The 18,185-nt window shown below is 63.1% G+C and carries 21 protein-coding genes; 10 read left to right on the plus strand and 11 right to left on the minus strand.

Annotated elements, in window-relative coordinates; genetic code table 11:
• Window positions 1-135: 135 nt before the first annotated feature.
• Together BM374_RS28295 and BM374_RS28300 are read right to left on the minus strand one after the other, a co-directional pair.
• Entirely contained in the window at window positions 136-966 is an 831-nt protein-coding gene (locus BM374_RS28295; RefSeq protein WP_092300061.1) for an alpha/beta hydrolase, read from the minus strand.
• A gap of 127 nt (window positions 967-1,093) precedes the next feature.
• Entirely contained in the window at window positions 1,094-2,890 is a 1,797-nt protein-coding gene (locus tag BM374_RS28300; RefSeq protein WP_092300064.1) for a ShlB/FhaC/HecB family hemolysin secretion/activation protein, read from the minus strand.
• A 129-nt stretch (window positions 2,891-3,019) separates the two neighbouring features.
• On the opposite strand from BM374_RS28300, the gene BM374_RS28305 reads away from it, so the two are divergent.
• Together BM374_RS28305 and BM374_RS28310 are read left to right on the plus strand one after the other, a co-directional pair.
• Complete coding sequence (locus BM374_RS28305) at window positions 3,020-4,234, plus strand: FecR family protein (RefSeq protein ID WP_092300067.1); 1,215 nt, start codon at window positions 3,020-3,022, stop codon at window positions 4,232-4,234.
• Window positions 4,235-4,293: 59 nt separating this feature from the next.
• On the plus strand, window positions 4,294-7,032 hold the full coding sequence (locus BM374_RS28310; protein WP_177248582.1) for an EAL domain-containing protein: 2,739 nt from the start codon (window positions 4,294-4,296) through the stop codon (window positions 7,030-7,032).
• 116 nt (window positions 7,033-7,148) lie between these two features.
• Here BM374_RS28310 and BM374_RS28315 read toward each other — a convergent pair whose 3' ends face one another.
• The 3 genes from BM374_RS28315 to BM374_RS28325 form a co-directional block, all read right to left on the minus strand.
• Entirely contained in the window at window positions 7,149-8,267 is a 1,119-nt protein-coding gene (locus tag BM374_RS28315) for a DUF1236 domain-containing protein (protein ID WP_092300073.1), read from the minus strand.
• 159 nt (window positions 8,268-8,426) lie between these two features.
• Window positions 8,427-9,482: a glycosyltransferase family 4 protein gene (locus tag BM374_RS28320; RefSeq protein WP_092300076.1), complete on the minus strand. Its 1,056-nt coding sequence runs from the start codon at window positions 9,480-9,482 to the stop codon at window positions 8,427-8,429.
• A 132-nt stretch (window positions 9,483-9,614) separates the two neighbouring features.
• On the minus strand, window positions 9,615-9,824 hold the full coding sequence (locus BM374_RS28325) for a hypothetical protein (protein WP_092300078.1): 210 nt from the start codon (window positions 9,822-9,824) through the stop codon (window positions 9,615-9,617).
• A gap of 171 nt (window positions 9,825-9,995) precedes the next feature.
• Here BM374_RS28325 and BM374_RS28330 point away from each other — a divergent pair, with 171 nt between their 5' ends.
• The gene (locus BM374_RS28330) at window positions 9,996-10,415 is read left to right on the plus strand and encodes a hypothetical protein (RefSeq protein WP_177248583.1); all 420 of its coding nucleotides are present in this window, start codon (window positions 9,996-9,998) and stop codon (window positions 10,413-10,415) included.
• A gap of 183 nt (window positions 10,416-10,598) precedes the next feature.
• Here the strand turns inward: BM374_RS28330 and BM374_RS28335 are convergent, their stop codons facing one another.
• Entirely contained in the window at window positions 10,599-10,859 is a 261-nt protein-coding gene (locus tag BM374_RS28335; RefSeq protein WP_092300081.1) for a hypothetical protein, read from the minus strand.
• A gap of 240 nt (window positions 10,860-11,099) precedes the next feature.
• Between BM374_RS28335 and rocF the strand changes: the two genes are divergently transcribed.
• Both rocF and BM374_RS28345 read left to right on the plus strand, forming a co-directional pair.
• Window positions 11,100-12,077 (plus strand): arginase, encoded by a 978-nt coding sequence (gene rocF / locus BM374_RS28340; RefSeq protein WP_092300544.1) that lies wholly within the window; start codon window positions 11,100-11,102, stop codon window positions 12,075-12,077.
• A gap of 220 nt (window positions 12,078-12,297) precedes the next feature.
• Complete coding sequence (locus BM374_RS28345) at window positions 12,298-12,576, plus strand: hypothetical protein (protein WP_092300084.1); 279 nt, start codon at window positions 12,298-12,300, stop codon at window positions 12,574-12,576.
• A 6-nt stretch (window positions 12,577-12,582) separates the two neighbouring features.
• Here the strand turns inward: BM374_RS28345 and BM374_RS28350 are convergent, their stop codons facing one another.
• A complete protein-coding gene (locus tag BM374_RS28350) occupies window positions 12,583-13,797 on the minus strand; it encodes a mandelate racemase/muconate lactonizing enzyme family protein (protein ID WP_092300087.1) in 1,215 nt (404 codons plus the stop codon).
• A 168-nt stretch (window positions 13,798-13,965) separates the two neighbouring features.
• On the opposite strand from BM374_RS28350, the gene BM374_RS28355 reads away from it, so the two are divergent.
• Window positions 13,966-14,154: a hypothetical protein gene (locus tag BM374_RS28355; protein ID WP_092300547.1), complete on the plus strand. Its 189-nt coding sequence runs from the start codon at window positions 13,966-13,968 to the stop codon at window positions 14,152-14,154.
• 137 nt (window positions 14,155-14,291) lie between these two features.
• On the opposite strand, the gene BM374_RS28360 is transcribed toward BM374_RS28355, so the two are convergent.
• A complete protein-coding gene (locus tag BM374_RS28360; RefSeq protein WP_092300550.1) occupies window positions 14,292-15,539 on the minus strand; it encodes an NRAMP family divalent metal transporter in 1,248 nt (415 codons plus the stop codon).
• Window positions 15,540-15,751: 212 nt separating this feature from the next.
• Between BM374_RS28360 and BM374_RS28365 the strand changes: the two genes are divergently transcribed.
• Window positions 15,752-15,925: a DUF3606 domain-containing protein gene (locus tag BM374_RS28365; RefSeq protein WP_092300553.1), complete on the plus strand. Its 174-nt coding sequence runs from the start codon at window positions 15,752-15,754 to the stop codon at window positions 15,923-15,925.
• 50 nt (window positions 15,926-15,975) lie between these two features.
• Here the strand turns inward: BM374_RS28365 and BM374_RS28370 are convergent, their stop codons facing one another.
• On the minus strand, window positions 15,976-16,161 hold the full coding sequence (locus tag BM374_RS28370; RefSeq protein ID WP_092300090.1) for a hypothetical protein: 186 nt from the start codon (window positions 16,159-16,161) through the stop codon (window positions 15,976-15,978).
• Between the two features lie 334 nt (window positions 16,162-16,495).
• Here BM374_RS28370 and BM374_RS28375 point away from each other — a divergent pair, with 334 nt between their 5' ends.
• Both BM374_RS28375 and BM374_RS28380 read left to right on the plus strand, forming a co-directional pair.
• Entirely contained in the window at window positions 16,496-16,744 is a 249-nt protein-coding gene (locus BM374_RS28375; protein WP_092300093.1) for a hypothetical protein, read from the plus strand.
• Between the two features lie 108 nt (window positions 16,745-16,852).
• Window positions 16,853-17,110 (plus strand): hypothetical protein, encoded by a 258-nt coding sequence (locus tag BM374_RS28380; protein WP_092300096.1) that lies wholly within the window; start codon window positions 16,853-16,855, stop codon window positions 17,108-17,110.
• 25 nt (window positions 17,111-17,135) lie between these two features.
• Here the strand turns inward: BM374_RS28380 and BM374_RS28385 are convergent, their stop codons facing one another.
• Window positions 17,136-17,327, minus strand: coding sequence for a hypothetical protein (locus BM374_RS28385; RefSeq protein ID WP_092300099.1), 192 nt, complete (start codon window positions 17,325-17,327; stop codon window positions 17,136-17,138).
• Window positions 17,324-17,524, minus strand: coding sequence for a hypothetical protein (locus tag BM374_RS28390; protein ID WP_092300102.1), 201 nt, complete (start codon window positions 17,522-17,524; stop codon window positions 17,324-17,326). Before BM374_RS28390 ends, BM374_RS28385 begins: the two co-directional genes overlap by 4 nt.
• A 343-nt stretch (window positions 17,525-17,867) precedes the next feature.
• On the opposite strand from BM374_RS28390, the gene BM374_RS28395 reads away from it, so the two are divergent.
• Window positions 17,868-18,053: a hypothetical protein gene (locus tag BM374_RS28395; RefSeq protein WP_092300104.1), complete on the plus strand. Its 186-nt coding sequence runs from the start codon at window positions 17,868-17,870 to the stop codon at window positions 18,051-18,053.
• Window positions 18,054-18,185 lie beyond the last annotated feature (132 nt).

Consider the following 18,185-nt stretch of genomic DNA (forward strand, 5'->3'; position numbering starts at 1 on the left):
GCTCTCGCCGGAGGCAGGCCAAGACTCTCCGTATCAAGGCTTTGAGTGCGGTGCGACACGTGCCTCTCCCATGCTGTGCAGCCTTTCTATCGTGGCCGGCTTGGAGTTGCGTTGATCTGCCGCAAAGCGCCCCGGCTAGTAGTCGCCGGGATTCATGAACATCGGAGTGGTCCTATCGGCCGGTGCCAGCGCGCTGCTGGCGCTATCGCGCAGAAAGCGATCAAGGGTCGCCTGGATCTTCTCCTTGACCGCATCGGGACCGCGATCGCTCATCTCGGTGTGCTGCGCACCGGTATGGATGATGTCGATGCCGCGCGCCTTGGCCTCTTCCGGTGTCGGCAGTACGCCCGGGTCGGTCACGAAATGCGGATCCTTGGAGCGGAACGACAGGATCTTCATGCGGTCGTTGAGGACGAAGGGCACCCGGAGATTGTCGAGCGTGATCACCTTCGACACGAGCTCGGGATGCTGCTTGGCGACGTACATGGAGACGTCGCCGCCGTTGGAATGGCCTACCAGTGTGAGGTGGTCGTAGTCGGCATTCTCCTGCCGTGCCTTCAACGTGTTCAGCACGTAGAGAATATTGGCCTCACACCGCATATAGACCTCGCGCCGGCCGACATATTGCTGGCCGACATGGGTCATCAGGGGCGGATCGCTCGGCAGATCCTGCTGGATGCTGGCGACGAGATAGCCGCGCGCCGCAAGCACGTTGGCGAGGAAGGAATATTCGGTGGCCTTGACAGTATTGCCATTGCTGATGATGGCGACCGGAAGCTTCCAGAGCCCAAGATTGGCCTTGGTCTCGTAGTCGCGCCGCACGGCGATCTCGACCGAGATCGGCCGCTGACGCGCAGCATCGAACAAGGACAGCATCTCGTGACGGATCGCGAATTTGCTGACAACGATGTACTGGCCCGCCGCAAGGACGCAGAGAAAGGCCAGAATGGCAAGCACCCTCTTCATGGTTCCGTCTCAATCACTTTTGACTGAAAATGGCTATTGAAAACCCCCGGATCGAGCGATCGTGAGCACGTTACGGGATTAAATTTAGGCAAGTCTGTGAGGAGGGCCCCAAAAAGGGCCGCGCCAGCTAGAGACAGCCGTTTCTGCCCCGTTCGGGGCAGAACCTGAACGCGCTCGACAGGGTGAACAGGAAACGCGGGCTGCGGCGTTCATTGTCCGGCGCTCGGTAGCTCAAGGGAACGGCGACGCCGAAATCTGCTTGGAGATCGTGTGGCAGGAAAAACCGCACGCCGGCGCCCGCCGACGTCAGGGAAAGGCCGTCGCTCAGCCGGTAACCGTCGTTCCAGACGGCGCCGACGTCGCCGAACGCGTAGAGCTGGTAGCCGCTCCAGTAGCGGAAATTGAGCTTCTGGTTGAACCTCAGCTCGAGCGAGCCGGCAAGACCATTGTCGCCGCTGATCTCCGCCGCACCATAGCCGCGGCCAAAGGCTGCGCCGCCAAGGTAGAATTGTTGCGAGGTGAACAGCGGACGCGACGCGGTCTGGCTCGCTGCAGCCAGCTTGAGCGACCATGCGTCGTTGAGGGTCTGGTAGCGCGTGAACCAGAAGTTCAGCACCGAGAAGTTCGAGGACGCACCATCACGCGACAACAGATCGTCGTCGAAATGCGAAGCGCCGAAGATGTCGAGGCCCTGGCGATAGATCATCGTCGCGTAGTTGGTGCCGCCGAAGCCGTCCTGGAGCCGGTAATCGACAGTCAGACTCGCGGTCCTGATGTGATCGTTGTACCAGGGACCGTAAAGATCATGCTCCGACACGTTGCTGAAGGTCGTCGCCGCCGTCAGCACGAGCGAAGAAGATTGCGACTGCAGAGGGACGACGCTGGCACGCAGCTCGAACGCTTCCGTCGTGGTGATGTCGCTGACGAGCCGACGAGCATCGCCGGGCCGGACCGCGCTGTAGAGGACGGATGCACCAAGGCGCACGCCATCGACCCCGACGGGCGTGTCATAGGAGAACCGGCCGAAGCCAAGCTCGCGCGGGTCGTTGGCGATCGTCGACAGGTTGACGGCCAGCGTGTCGCCAGGCGCAAGGTAGGAGTTGAAGGCACCCGTCGCATAGCTCTGCCATGGACCGACCGAAGATGAGCCAAGATTGTCCAGGCCGAACGAGGTGAAGACGTGCCACGTCTTCAGATGGATGGTGAGGCGGAAGCGACCGGTCGCACCGCCGATCTCCTCCAATGCAGTATCGGTGATCCGAACCCCCGGCCGGCCGTTGATGAGGAAGAGCTGGCGTTCGATTGTTGCGAGGCGCGACGGCCGGTCGGCCAGGATCGGCCCCAGCATGGGCTTCACACCGAACTGCTCGGCTTCATCGCCTTTCAGGTTGGCCTCGACGATGGTGCCTTCGATCACCTGGATCCGGACATGGCCGTCAGCAATGTCCTGCTGAGGCACGATCGCGCGGCTCAGATGATAGCCCTGGGCGCGGTAGAGATCGCTGATCGCGCCGGCGATCGCGGCAAGGTCGGCTTGCGAAACCTGCTTGCCGAGATAGGGCTGGTAAATGGCGGCGATGTTATCGGGCGGGATGGCGTGGGCGCCGCTGACGTTGATGCCGCGCAGCACGAACTGTGGTTCGGTGTCTCCGCCGGTTGGGGCTTGGCCGACCGAGGGCAGCTTCACCGGAGGCCGGCTCAAGGATTCCTGCTCGGTTTGGTTTTCGAAGTGTTTCTCCGGTTGGCGAGGATCGAACCCCGGCTGGTGGGCCTGTTGCGCGACCGCCTGTGAGGTTCCCGGAAACATCGGTGCGAGCAGCACGAGCGCGGCAGCTAGATACCGCCCGGCCGCGCCACGCGCGGGCCCTTCCCAGTAGTTCGACGGAGAAACCTGCAGGGGCCGGTAAGGATTTGGTAGCCGCATGATTTTTCATAGTTTTTTATGGTCAATGATTGGTTAACGCGCCCTCGGGACTCCCTGGCTCCTGCTAAGCCAATCTTGAGTGATTTCGGATACGGGTCAGGCTCACTGTCATTCACACTGGGGGCCGTCATGATTGTCCGAATTGGAGTGCGGTGCGTCTTGATGGCCGCGCTGATCCTGGGAACGGCGGCCGGCGCATCGGCTGCGGATGACGGCGTCTGGTCGGTCAGCAAGTCATCGGGCGAGGTCTGGCTCGCCACCAACGGCGCCCAGCAGGTGTCGTTGAGCCAGGAAGAGGCTCTGAAGCCGGGCGATACCATTCGCACCGGTCATAACGGACGCGTCCTGCTCGTTCGCGGCGAAGAGACGATTCTGATCTCGCCCAACTCGGTGGTCGGCGTGCCGGCCGAGAAGAAGGAGGGACTCTCGACCACCATCATCCAGCAGGCCGGCTCGATCCTGCTCGAGGTCGAGAAGCGCAACGTCAAGCATTTCGAGGTCGAGACGCCCTATCTCGCCGCCGTCGTCAAGGGAACGCATTTCAGCGTCACAGTGGGCGCAGGCAGCACCAAGGTCGGCGTGCTCCGCGGCCAGGTTGAAGTCTCCGATTTCAAGACCGGCCAGGTCGCCCAGGTCATGCCGGGGCAGGTGGCCACCGCCTTCGAGCACGGCAAGCCGGGTCTCCGCCTCGATGGCCCAGGTACGCTCAATCCAATCGAGCAGGGCAAGCCGCGCGCCTCGACGATCGAGCGCGTCCCCGTGCCGAAGTCGGGGCTGTCGGCACCGCGCAATGCGGCGGACGGCCACATCATCCATGCGCTTGGAATGATCGACAAGGGCACCAAGACAGCCGGCACGCCGGCGCCATTGCGTCAGGCCGTTGAAGCTCACGCGCCCAAGGCCGGCGTGGTGCGCATTTCGAGCTCGCTCGGCGAGGTCAAGCTCAACGTCAACAAGGTCACGCATGGGCTTGCCCACGAGGCGGTCGCGCCGGGGCGGGTGCGTAATGCGAACGCCAGTACCCACACCGTGTGGAGTGATGGCAGGTCGGCGACGACGTCCCCGACCAACAGCTCGGCCGTCACGGCAAGCACCGAGAGCAGCAGCGCGGGCGCGGCCAGCTCGACTTCGGCGTCATTCGGTCAGTCGACTGCTGCGGCCGCCGCAGGCTCGTCCAAGGACGCGCCGAGCGGAAACAACGGTAACAGTGGCAATGGTGCCAACAGAGGCAACACCGCTAATAACGGCAACGGGGGTGCCACCGGCAACGGCAATAGCGGCAGCGGAAACGCTGGCAACGGCGGCAACCAGCGCGGTCCGGGGCCGGGCAGGGGACATCACTAGGCGCATGCCACGAACATAGGGCGCTTTGGCGGCGAGGGTCGCCGGTGCAGGGGAGCAAGGTGAAACGCTATCGGCCACATATCCTTGTCGTGATCGCGCTGGCGGTCGTGCTGTCCACGGGATGGCACGGCGCGCTTCGCAACGCGCTCGCGGATCTGCGCTTTGCATGGCAATCGCGTTCCGCCAGCGGCGACGTCGTCGTGGTGGCAATCGACGCGTCCTCGATCGATCAGATCGGCGTCTGGCCCTGGCCGCGTCGTCTGCACGCTGACCTCCTGCGCAGGCTCGAGGCCGCCGGCGCTCAAGACATAGCTTTCGACATCGATTTCAGCACGCCGTCGGATGCTGCTTCCGACGAGGCCTTTCTCTCCGCGCTTCGGGAGGTCGGAGGTTCGACGATCCTGCCGTCCTTCAAGCAGCCGACGGCAAATGGTGGCGCGGCGCATATCAATCGTCCCCTGAAGCCCTTCAGCAACCAATCGTGGCCTGCCGTCGTCAATGTCGCGATTGAACCGGATGGGCTCGTTCGCCGCTACCCGGTCGGCGAGAGGCTCGGTGATGCCCGAATGCCATCCATGGCCCTCGTGCTCGCCGGGCAGGATGTCAATCGACGGCCGCCTTTCCTGATCGACTTCAGCATTCGGGCGACATCCATTCCCGGCGTTTCTTACGTCGACGTGCTGCGGGGGGACGCCGCGGTGCTCGACAAGCTAAGAGGCAAGAAGGTCATCGTCGGTGCCACCGCACTCGAACTTGGCGACCGTTTCAGTGTCCCGAACGGCCGTAGCGTCGCGGGGCCGGTTCTCCAGGCCCTGGCGGCAGAATCGGTGCTGCAGAACCGCATGCTGCACTGGACGTCCGACGTCAGCACGATCGCCGGCCTCGGCCTCATCTGCCTGCTGATGATGTATTCGTGGCGCCGTGTCGCTCCTGGCGCCCGCGTCGCGATCCTGATTGCAGCCGGAGCAGGCATCGAACTGACCGCATTTTTTGTGCAGCAACGTTGGCCGCTCGTGATCGATACGTCGCTGTTCCACATCGCGATCGTCGCTTATCTGGCGGCGATCGCGCTGGACGAGATCGATTTCCGCAGCCTGCTCGGACGCATCGCCGAAAGCCGCTTTCATCGCATTGCGATGTCGCTCGGCGATGGTCTGGTTTGCACGGACGAGCATCACCGGATCACGGTTTGGAATCCCGGCGCGAGCGCGATCTTCGGCTATATGCCGGCCGAGATGATCGGACGTCCATTCGAGACGCTTTGTGCGAGTCCTGCGGAACCCGGCACAAAGACGTTCGCCATCCGAGACGCTGCGCGCCAGGCGTTGCTGGTTCCCGGTGGTGCCGTTGTTGTCGAGTTCGAGGGGCGGCGCAAGAGTGGCGAAACCTTCCCGGCCGAAGCGAGCTTCTCGGGTTGGCAGGGAACGGACGGTTTCCAATACGGCGCGATCCTGCGCGATATTTCCGTGCGGAAGCGCGAAGCCGAACGCGTCAGATATCTTGCCGAGTATGATGCGCTAACGGGGCTTGCCAACCGCAACACGCTGCACGCGGGCCTGGCCGGTCTGATCGCTGCGGCGGAGCGGCGATCCTCCGAGGTCGTGTTGCTCGTGTTGGGGCTCGACGGCTTTCAGCAGATCAACGACATGCTGGGACACTCGGCCGGCGACCTCGTGCTGCGAGCAGTGGCCGAGCGCCTGCGGATCGAAGCCGATAGCAAGGCGATCGTTGCCCGGCTCGGCGGCGACGAGTTTGCGATTGCGCTGGATTGCGCCAGCGAGCCGGTTGCCGCGTTCGCCGAGCGGATTGCGCGTGCGTTCGAGGCGCCGCTCGCAACGGGTACGCGCCAGCATCGGGTCAGGATCAGCATGGGTGTTGCCGTCTACCCGGACGGTGGACAGAACGCGGACGATCTCCTCGGCAATGGCCATCTCGCGCTGAGCAAGGCAAAGCTGACGCGGCGTGGCAGTCATGTGATCTTCGAAAGCGCGATCAGGCAGGAGTTGGAAAACCGGCTGAGGCTGGAGAGCGAACTGGCGCTTGCAGCGGATCGCGGCGAGTTCGAGTTGTTCTATCAACCCCAGGTTCGTCTGACCGATGGCGGTCTGGTCGGAGCCGAAGCCCTGATCCGCTGGCGTCACCCGGTGCGTGGCTACGTCTCGCCGGGAGAGTTCATGCCGGTGGTCAACACCTCGGCGCTGTCCGAGCGGATCGCGAGTTGGGTGATGGAGACCGCCGCCCGCCAGGCACGTGCCTGGGAATTGTCGGGCAACGCCGTGCGCGTTGCGATCAACCTCTCGCCGTCGCAGCTCCAATCGGGCGATCTGGCGCATTCGGTCGCGGATTTGTTGAAGGCGACAGCGCTCACTCCCTCGCTGCTCGAGATCGAAGTCACCGAAGATATCCTGCTGCACGACGAGGCCGGGGTGCTCGACATGTTCAAGCGGATCCAGCAGCTCGGGGTGCGCATCCTGTTCGACGATTTCGGAACCGGCTATGCGAGCTTGAGCTATCTGAAGAAGTTTCCGCTCGACGGGCTCAAGATCGACCGCTCCTTCGTGCTCGATCTGCTCGCGGATTCCGACGATGCCGCGATTGTCGGCTCGACCATCGGCCTCAGCAAGCAGCTTGGCCTGACCGTCGTTGCCGAAGGCATCGAAAATCGCGCGACGGCCGACTTCCTGGTCAGCATGGGATGTGAGGAAGGGCAGGGCTATTTCTTCGGCCGCCCGATGCCTGCCGATGCGTTCGAAAAGCAATTTCTGGCGGCCGAGCTCCAAGCTGTCAGCGCAGCGTGAACCTGCCCGGCGAGCAGCTTCACGGTCGCACCGCCGGCATCACAGGCTCTCGTCACATGTGAAGGGCCGCAACGTGCGGCCCTTCTCGTTCGGTCAGGTAGCGCCTTTCGAAAGGATCAATCGATCTCTTCGATCACCCGGCGGTCTTGCGGCTCGACGATGTAGGTGTGGCTGTCCCGGTTGATGTACCGGTACTCGCGAAGGGTCGGAGCATCCCGATACACTTCTTCCGGAAACGCCTCGATCTCCACACCATCCGGCACGCGCTCGCCGGTCCGGATCTCGGTGCGGACTGTGCTGCCGGTGGTCCGCCGCTCGCGCTCGACCGGGCGCGCCTTGGCGTGTTTGCGGATCACCTCGCGGTCGCGATCGCTGAACGTCGTCTTGCGCTTCTCGGTAGGTGCCGGCGCGGCTGCAGTCGACCGGCCGGAGTACGGCAGGACGGCCACGATCTTGTCGCTGGACGGCTCAACGATCACGATCTCGTCCTTCACCAGGACGAAATTGTAGCCCCGGTATTGCGGCACGATCTCGGCGACATCGGCCGGCAACGGCTGCAGCCTCACATCGCGCGGCACGACTGTGCCGACCGACAGCGAGAAGTTCACGTTGGTCAGCGGCTGCACATTCAGGTGCGAAATCGACGAGCTGATGCGGGTCCGCTGTTGATCGTTGATGTTCACGGACGCATTCACATTGGTGTTCGACGAACGATCGGCCGTGGTCTGCTGGCTGTTAGGCTGTTGAGCCGTATTGGTCGACCCGCTGCCCGTCGGTGACTGCGCCTGGTTGGTGCCCGGCGCAGGCGGGTTGGCGCTTTGCGTCTGGGTGTTCGAAGAAGAGGGTGGATTGGTCCGCGCCTGGTTCGAAGGCGTGGCCGTCTGGTTGGCGGGCGGATTGGTCTGTGCCTGGTTGGTCGAAGTGCCCGAAGCCGGCGCCTGCGTCGTGTTGGTGGCGGCGTTTGGGCTCGATGTCTGGCCTGCGGCGGTCTGACCGGTCGAGGACGGAGACTGTGTCTGGGCCGAATTCGTCGAAGGACTGGTCTGCGCAGATCCCGAAGACGAGTTGGATGATGGGGCGGACGTCGAAGACGATGGCGTCGTGGTCGATGTGGAGTCCTGTTGACGCTGCGTAGCCGAGGGACTGGAGCTCGATGTGCTCGGAGAAGATTGCGCGAACGCCGAAGTCGCGATCGCGACTGCAGCGGTGGTAGCGAAGAATAGACGCTTGTTCATTTGAAACCTCCTAATACGGATGCCGATCAACCCTCGGCGCGACGCGTGGTTCCGATTCGGGAAGACTCGGCAACGGCGGGGACGTGTATTCTCGGAGAGACACGGATTGCTGCTGCGGCGAAGTGATCCGGAGCCGCCGCAGCCCGGACGAGCGGAACTTCAGTCGCCGCCTGCCATGGGCAGTGGCGCATGCGCGCGCATCAGTTCGCGATATCGGCCTTCGTAGGCGCGCGCCATCCGGCTCGCGACGAACCGCTCCTCGAAACGGGCGCGGACTCTCGTTCGATCGAGTCGACCAACCTCGCTGACTGCTGCTATCGCCTGCTCCACGCCGTCCACGATGAAGCCCGTGACGCCGTCTTCCACGACTTCCGGCACCGAGCCCGAACGATAGGCGATCACCGGTGTCCCGCACGCCATCGCTTCGATCATGACCAGTCCGAACGGTTCCGGCCAGTCGATCGGAAACAGCAAGGCGGCGGCACCGGCGAGGAACGGCTGCTTGCGGATTTCGTCGATCTCGCCGACCAGCTGGATGTTCTCGCTGTCGATCTCGGGTTCGAGCTTTTTCTTGAAATAGGCCGTTTCCGCGCGGGGGATCTTGGCTGCAATGCGCAGCGGCATTCGGGCGGCGCGCGCGATTTGGATCGCATCTTCCGGCCCCTTTTCCCTCGTGAGCCGTCCGAGAAAAGCCAGGTACGAGCCGCTCTCGTAGCAAGGCCGAAACAGATCCCCGGGCAGCCCGTGCGGAATTGTCGCAATCCAGTTGGCGTCCGGCAGCGGCCGGCGCTGGCTGTCCGAGATTGAGACGAATGGGGCGTTCGGAAAACGTCCAACCACATCGCAAAGACCTGGAAGGTCGAGCCGGCCGTGCATCGTCGTCAGAAACGGCACCCCGGTCCGGCTCAGCACGGGCAGGGGCAGCCAGTCCACATGAGAGTGGATCACGTCGAAGTCGCGCGCATGCTCGGCGATGGCCTCGATCAGCAGCGCGCAGGCGGCGCTCGGATCGACACCTCTGCGTCCCAGGCGCAGCGCCCGTGGCCACACTGCGTGGAGCTTTCCCTTCGTTTTCGAATCGCCGCTTGCGAACAGGGTGACGTCATGACCCAGCGCAACCAGTTCGTCCACCAACCACGCGATCACCCGTTCCGTGCCGCCGTAAAGCTTGGGAGGAACGCTCTCGGCCAACGGTGCAAGCTGGGCGATTCGCATCGAGTTAGGCCCCGAGCACAATCCGCAAACCGACCACGATGACCGCGGAGATGAGAAAGGAAATTGCGGCCAAGGTCCAACTCGGCCTTGTGCTTCCGAGGGCTACGCGCGCGACGAGCATTTTCATGCTCGTCAACATTCGTCTTCAGGAAGCTGGTGCAGGTAGGCTATCCCGAAGCTGGCGAGTTCTTCGGTATCGCTCTCGCGCTCTTCCCCTCTCCTGTGCAGGTGGCGCTCCAGCAGACAGCGCCGGCTGTCGTCAGCGTCGACATCGGGGTGCTGCGCCCGGTACACCGTCCATGCGGTCTCCGCTGCGTTCTTCAAGACGACTTCGTCGACCATGCTCCCTCCTCCGGAGGCAGATCCAGTCGCTGCCAACTCAACGCACTTCGGAAAGTTTCCAGTTTTTCCCGATTTTAGACGAAGAGACGAGACACGCGGCGAGTAGCAACCATCGCTTGTTTTTCCCGTTATCGCCGGGGCGCAAGCAATGTGGATGTGAAAGGAATCTCGATGAACAAGATTGCAATGTCGACACTGATGGTCGGCGCACTTGGTCTGAGCTCGATAGCGACGACGTCTCCCGCCGAAGCTCAGTGGCGCAGCTGGGGACCGGGCATCGCCGGCGGCCTTGTTGCGGGCGCCGTGATCGGCGGGCTTGCCTCCTCGGCCTATGGTTGGGGGCCTGGCTACGGCTATTACGGATACGGTCCAGGCTACTACGGCGCCGGCTACTATGGCGGCCCCTACGCTTACGACTACGATTACGGATACGATGCACCGTACCGTTGGGGCAGCGGCTACGCCACCACCTACTACACGCAGCCTGTTACCTACGGCTATCGCTATCGCCGTGTCGTGCGCCCCGCCTACGCCTATTACCGTGGGTCCTATCCCGTCGTGCGGCACCATTGGCACCATCACCACCGGTGAGCTCCTCGCGCATGATCGCGACATGGCCGCGCTGCGGATGGCGCGGCCTTTCTCGATCAGGGTCCTTGAGGTCGAGCGATGTGTGACGACGAACTAGCTGCCAACATCTTGTCGGCAGGCCAACTCACCTTCGTTGACAGGAGGGCTTGCAACGAGATCAGGCCTTGCTAAGCGTTCAACGTCCTAGCGCCGACGCGCGATCGCAACGCCGAAGAGGAAAGCGACGAACAGGCTGGCGAGGGGCGCTTCGCGTGTGATCGCCGCTACTGTCGCGAGCGGCCGTCCGGGCTTTCGCGCTTCGTCGATCGCGTAGGTGAGACGATCGACGGCGGCTCGCAGGCCACCTGCGACCTCACCGATGGTGTGGGAGACGTCGGTCGCTGCGTCGATGGCGCGTTCGGTCACGCCAGGCTGCGAGTTGGGCTGCGGTATGTCCGTGCTCAAGCGCGATCTCCGGATTAGCGAAGCAACTGAGGCCGGCACCTTTGGCTATCCGCGCGTGCGCTCATGTTGAACAGCGGGCCCGAAGGCCTTTGGCTATCCGCGACAGGCGCCGTCTTGAACGGCGGGTGCCGACCTTGCAGTGGAAATGCGGCGCGCCGGATTTCGTTCCAGCCCCCCGTGAAACGACGGGTGCGAATCTCTGTTACGGTGGTGCAGCCTTTGCTGATTCAGGAGATTGCCGTGACCGATCGAACCATCGCGGATCGAGGCCGGCGCATCGCGCTGCTGGGCGCCCCCATCGACATGGGTGCTTCGCAGCGCGGTACCTTGATGGGGCCCGCGGCGCTGCGGACCGCCGGGCTTGCAACGCTGCTCGAAAGCCTGGATTTCGAAGTCGTGGATTACGGCGACCTGTCGGTGGCCGAAGTCAGCGATCTCGCCGACAGGCCGCCGGAGAAGGCCAATCATTACCGCGAAATCCAGCGCTGGACGCGCGTGCTGAGCCGTCGCGGCTATGAGATCGCGCAAACCGGTGCTCTGCCGATTTTCCTCGGCGGCGACCACACGCTGTCGATGGGATCGGTCAATGCGATGGCGCGGCATTGGCAGGAGCGGGGCCGCGAGTTGTTCGTGCTCTGGCTCGATGCCCATGCCGACTACAACACGCCGGAGACGACCATCACGGCCAATATGCACGGCATGTCGGCGGCGTTTCTGTGCGGCGAGGCAGGCCTCGATGGACTTCTGGGCGACGATGCGCGTGCGTCGATCGAGCCTGACAGGCTCGACCTGTTCGGCGCGCGATCAATCGACAAGCTCGAGAAGGAGCTGATGCGTGCACGTCGGATCAGGGTCGTCGACATGCGCCAGATCGACGAGTTCGGCGTCGCAGTCCTGATCCGGCGCGTCATCGAGCGCGTCAAGGCGAACAATGGCGTGCTGCATGTCAGCTTCGATGTCGATTTTCTCGATCCTTGCGTCGCGCCTGGCGTCGGCACTACCGTTCCGGGTGGCGCGACCTATCGTGAGGCCCATCTGATCATGGAGTTGCTGCACGATTCCGGCGTGGTGGGATCGGTCGACATCGTCGAGCTCAATCCGTTCCTGGATGAGCGCGGTCGAACCGCGCGCACTGCGGTCGAACTGATCGGCAGCTTATTCGGCCAGCAGATCACCGATCGGCCGACACCCAGCAATGCGATCGCACCGGGGGAGTGACGCCGGCCGTTTGTGCATTCCAAGCCACACGCCGGCGCGCTCGATGCGAACTCGCTTGCAGCCATCAAAATGCAAGATCGTGACGGGTTCGCGGGCGATGCGCGGCCGGACGTGAAGATGACGGCGACTTCTCGTTTCGGTGCGGAACCTGGCTGCAGTTGAGGGGAACCGGAGGGGCCGAACGGAATTAACCCGCTGATAGGAAAAAGCGGTCTCTTCGATGATTGATGGACGTTTCGCAAATTCCATGTCTACGGCGCTCCGGCATCCCGGCGTGATTGCGCTGATTGTGGCAGGCGTGACGATTGCAGCGATGCTGATCGTCGACCACGGCCCCTGGAGTCGCGCCAAGACCCAGCCGGCGCACGTTGCGATGTACGCAACCACGGGTGAAGCAGCACGTGCGGCTGGCGCCGTCGTGCTCCCGACTGAGCCGAAGTCGCCAATCGAGCCAGCGCGGCCGAAGACGTCTCCCGCCATCAATCCTGTGACGCCATAGGCTCCGTCAGCTCTTGCGGCCGTAATTCAAGAGCCCGCCGCTCGTTTTTGCCGGGTGGGAGCGAAGGGCCTCCTCGTTCGGCTCGGTACCCCAGCCGGGACGGTCTGGAATGAGCAGATGGCCGTTCACGATCTCCGGTTCATGGGTGAACAGCTCGCGGTCCCAGGCGAGACGGTCGATGTCGATCTCCATGATGCGCAGGTTCGGCACCGCCGCGCAGAAATGCGCGTTCATCATCGAGCAGAGATGGCCATAGAAATTATGCGGTGCGACGTTGACCTCGAAGGCTTCGGCTGCCGAGGCGATCTTCATCGATTGCCACAGGCCGTTCCAGGGCGTGTCGATGATCGCCACGTCCATTGCCTGCTCGTGGAAATAGGGCAGGAATTCGCGCAGGCCCAACAGCGTCTCGCACGATGAGATCGGATGCGGGCTCTGCCTGCGGACATAGCCGAGCGCCTGCGGATTGAAGCTGTCGATCTCGACCCAGAACATGTCGAGATCGGCGATCTCGCGCAGGATCTTCAAATAGCCTTCGGTCTTGGCGTTGAAGTTGCAGTCGAGCAGGATATCGACATCAGGGCCTGCGCCATCGCGGATCGCTTCCAGATGCATGCGCAGGTCACGCAGGATCTTGCGGTCGACATTGATCTCGGGCGCAAAGGGCGAGCCGAAGCCGGGCCGCCAGCCGGTCGGCTTGCCATCGTCGTAGGAGAAGATGTTGGTCTTGAGGGCAGTAAACTTCTTCTCGCGCACCTCCTGACCCATCGCCTTGACGCCGTCGAGGTTTTCGATCGCCGGCTTGTACCAGGCGGGGTGATTGATCCGCCATGTCGCACAATGAGACCAATAAACCCTGACACGGTCGCGGATCTTGCCGCCGAGAAGCTCGTAGCAGGGGACGCCGAGGCACTTCGCCTTGGCATCGAGCAATGCATTCTCGATCGCCCCGAGCGCCTGGGCAACCACACCACCTGCCGCCGGGCGGGTGGCTGCGAACAATTCGGCATGGATGCGCTCGTGCTGGAAGACGTTCTGGCCGATCACGCGCCCCGAGAGCCGCTGGATCGCAGCTCCGACGCCGGGAGAGCCAAAACCCTCGTCAAACTCGCTCCAGCCGACGATGCCGTCTTCGGTCGTCAGCTTGACGAAGTGGTAGTTCCTCCAGCCGGCGTCGCAGGCGAACATCTCCAGACTTGTTGCTTTTGATGATTTTGCCATGTCGCTCCCCTGTCGGCCCACGGCGCTTATTGATTTGTTTCCCGATCGCAAGCCTGGGCCCAGCCACAATTGTTAGGCTAACGACTGCGTAGCGTGAAGCCCGCAAACGTTTGGGCAGGCATCGATTTTTGGCTGTGCCGCCGAAGGCTCCGCAGAAGTCCGGGGATCATGATGTTTCTTGGGATCGTCCCGAAATCGCGCCAGGCCCAGACGTTTTTGGCCACAATCGGAACCGATCCTCCGCGCATGAAATTCATGGCAATCGTTTGGATTCTGGCGCTGCTCACGATGAGCGGGGCTGCCATTTCCGATCAGATTCTGACGGCCGATCAGCACGTCGCGCAAGGGGTGGAGTAGCGCGGCGGGCGAGGGCGCTTTGTCTTTGGGGAGACGACGATGCCTTCAGTAGATCAGTTCTTGCGGTTCATCAGCGTGCCCGCCGTGTTCGCGGCCTTCATCATCGCCTCGCAGATATCGGCGGCGCTGTCGCCGGTTTAGCCGAATACCGACGAGCCGAGCAAAGCGAGCACGGCCAGCGCCATCAGCGCAGTGCCGAGCCAACCGAGCACGATCAGCCATTGGCGGGCCCTGAAGCGGCCCATGATGGCGCGGCTCGAGACGATCAACATCATCATCACCATGATCGGAACGGCCACGACACCGTTGAGCACCGCGCTCCACACCAGCATGTGGATGGAATCGATCCCGGTGAAGCCGAGCCCGAAGCCGATGATGGTTGCGGCAGCGATGATAGTGTAGAAGCCGACTGCCTTCTCGGGCTTCGCCTCCAGCGTCGCGCGCCAGCCAAAGATCTCCGCGACACCGTAAGCCGCCGACCCCGCCAGCACCGGGATTGCCAGAAGGCCCGTGCCGATGATGCCGAGGGCGAACAGCGCGAAGGTGAAGTCGCCCGCGAGCGGCCGCAGCGCCTCGGCCGCTTGCGTCGCCGAACTGATGTTGGTGATGCCGTTGGCATTCAGCACTGAGGCCGTGGTCAGGATGATGAAGAACGCGATGCCGTTCGACAGCAGCATGCCGGAGGTCGTATCGACCCTGATGCGCGTGAGTTCGGGATCGGCGCCGCGCTTGCTCTCGTCGCGCAGCGGCTTGTCGCGCCTGCCGAGGTTCATTTCCTCGACTTCCTGGGAGGCCTGCCAGAAGAAGAGATAAGGGCTGATCGTGGTACCGAGCACCGCGACCACCATCATGAAATAGTCGGCGCTGATGTCAGCCTTCGGCCACACCGCCGCGAGCAGCGCAGTGCTCCACGGAATCTTCACGGTGAAGGCGGTCGCGACATAGGCAAACAGCGTCAATGTCAGGAATTTCAGCACCGGTGAGTAGCGGCGATAGGGTAGGAAGACCTGGAGCAGGGTCGAGCCGGCCGCGAAGATCAGTGCATGCTCGTGGTTGAGCCCGCCGATGACCAGTGAGAGTGCCTCCGCCATCGCGGCGATGTCGGCGGCGATGTTGAAAGTGTTCGCGACAACGAGCAGCGTCACCAGCCCCAGCACCAGCCATCGGGGCGCGAGCTCCATCACATTGGCGGCCAGCCCTTTGCCGGTGACCCGGCCGATCTGTGCACTGACGAGCTGAATCGCAATCATGAACGGCGTGGTCAGGAACACCGTCCAGAGCAGCCCGTAGCCGAACTGCGCCCCGGCCTGGGAATAGGTCGCGATGCCCGAGGGATCGTCGTCGGCCGCGCCCGTGATCAGGCCCGGCCCGAGCCGCCGCAACAGCGTCGATGCCGGCTCGGTGGGCGCAGCGACGCCGTCGCGCTTGGAGGCTTCAGGTTTGGATCGGTTCGACAGGGCTGGCCTTCGGGAAATTGTGAATTGAAGGCTTAAGCCTGAACATGGCCGGAAAGTTCCCAAGGCGAGGCCAGTGGCGGAGGCGCTTCGGAACGGCTCGCGCGATGCTGGCGTTCTCAAGCCGTGAGGAGGACGCCACGATGGACCATCTGACGAAGCGCGAACAACCGGACCGCAGCAAGATCAACATGAACGAGGCCTGGGAGGTCAAATACTGGACCCACGAGCTCGGTGTTTCCAGGGAGGAGCTGCAACAGGCTGTCGACAAGGTCGGCAATTCGGCGGCGGCTGTTCGCAAACAGCTGGCGATGTGAGCTGGCGATGCCATCTCGGTGCCGGTCGCGCTCGCCGCGTCTTGTGCGTCCTATTTGACGCTGACGAACATGCCCCAGGCCGCCGCGAGCGCGGCGCCGGTGAAGACGATCGCCGGGCTGTCGCAGAAGGCGCCGCCATAACTGCACACGTCGGAGCCGAACGAGCCAAGCTCGTGATGGCCCGCCGAATAGAACAGTCCCGAAAGCCCGAGCAGTGCGGCGGCGACGTAATACATTGGCTCTCTCGCGTGAAGACGGACATGTACCAGCATGGGGCGGAGAGATTTCATTCCGCCGAATCCGATGGGGTGCGTTCGATTAAAGTTTGATCCGATCTGCTCGATCGCCTGCTTGCGAGCCGCCATGACGAAACAGCTTTGAAACAGTCCTGAAACCAGATCGTCCTGAACTCGCACGCCGTTGGAACCGACCAACGGAGCGAAAAGGAGACAATCATGATCCAGATCGGTTCGAAGGAAGAAGTCGCGTTGCTGCTGGCACTGTTCGGGACGCATACCCAAGCCGTCCGGAAGCCGAAGCCGAGATCGCAGCAAGGCTGAGAGACCAACCATGGCGGGTTTGGCCGATTGCCTGAGCTTTCTGCGCTTGCTGATCGCGAGAGGGGATCCGAAAGGTATCCCGCTGGCGATGGGCGCCATCGACGACTATCTGGCGATGGCGCCGGTCAGCGCGCGCAGCCGCGGCTTGCGCGTGCTCCAGCAGGACGCGCTCGAGCTGCATGTCGCCTCAGTCGGCGTGCAGCGCTCATTCGCCGAGACAGTGGACGCCTACATCGAGCGGAAGCTGGCCCAGGAGTGAGGCGCTCAGGCTCGTTTTTCAGTTTTTCAAACAGCTGGCATCTGTCTTGCTAAATCACGTCTCAATCCCCACCAGGCCCATCGGGCCGTTTCAGATTGAGGCGATCACATGCCGTCACCGTCCCGTTTCGAAGCGACCGCGTCCTTGCAGCTCCACGCTTTGATCTCCGACCTTAACTGGCGGATCCAGATGCTGGAGAGCGACATTGCCGAGGAAGAGCGCAAGGCCGGCAATGCCGATCCCGGCAGCCCCACCTATCCCATGCTGGCGTTGACCTTGCGTGGGCGCCGCGACAATCTGCGGACCTCGGTCGCCTTGCTGGAAGCTCAGGTCGAGCGAGGGGCGGTGGTGTCGCGAGCAGCGTAGTCGCGCACTCGCTCTCGCGGGGCCGTCAGGCTTCGGGCGGCCGTGCGCTCTTCAACAAGCCGATCTTCCGGCCGAGCTGCCAGACCTCGACGTCGCCGCGGCGCACGAACTGCTGCGCATGAGCGAGGGCGGACGTATCGGACGGCGCCTCGAACGCTTCGGCGGAGCGGAAGACGCCGTTTTCTCCGACCAGATAGGCGCGATATTGCTGCGTCATGTCGGCGCCCTCAGGCCGGGCGAATGCAGCCAGGCGTCGATCTGCATCGCCAGCTCGTCCTGCCGGGCGCGGCGCAGCAGTATCTCGCGGCGGCGTCCCGGCGCGAGCGCGCGCGCCTGCTCACGCAATTGCGCGGCTTCCTCCTCGAGCCGTTGGTGAAGTGTCTTGGTCTGCTTGAAACGACGCCGCTTCAACATGGACCTGCTCCCTTTGTTCGAGGAGGGCGGGAGCGCAACTGGCGTTCTCATCACCGATGAATGCCGCGGGCCTTGCGGTGACGGTTAAGTGTACTACTCGTCTCGAAGAGAGTCTTCATCATTTGATATGTCGGCGCAGAAATTTCCGCGGTCTTTTCAATGAGATGGTTGCGCTTCCTGAGCCGCTTACTCACTTTGCGCACCGGGGCTTGTCTAAAGTTCACTATTGAACAAAGGTGCCTTCAGCTAGTTTATCTTCCATCACCGGCCAAGGCTCTGTCCGTAGGCGTCGGTGGCTGAGAGACCGAGCGTGCTCCCGCCTGCAAAGTCAGGGAGCATGTCCATGCCGGACGATCGCACGCCGATCCGTCGCGTCCACAATGAAGCATCCGCAATCGCCCAACAGAACGCGCACATGCGCGAGCAGATCGCAAAGGCGCTCGAGCTCTTGAAGGCGGCAGTGCCGGACACGTTTCTCGGCCGCAGGACGTACGAGCCGTTTCCCAGCGAGGGTGACGAGGAGTGCTGACGGCGACCGTCGCCGGGTTAGGAACTCCCGTCCCGAAGCCGAATTTGTCAGACGGCCGGTCTGCCGCCGATTGACTGGCCTGGAATGACGGCCCCGGCGCGCGTGCCCCCCGTCTGCGCCGGGGCCGTTGTC

Origin of the sequence: Bradyrhizobium sp. Ghvi, from assembly GCF_900115265.1 — a bacterium.
Lineage (GTDB): Bacteria > Pseudomonadota > Alphaproteobacteria > Rhizobiales > Xanthobacteraceae > Bradyrhizobium.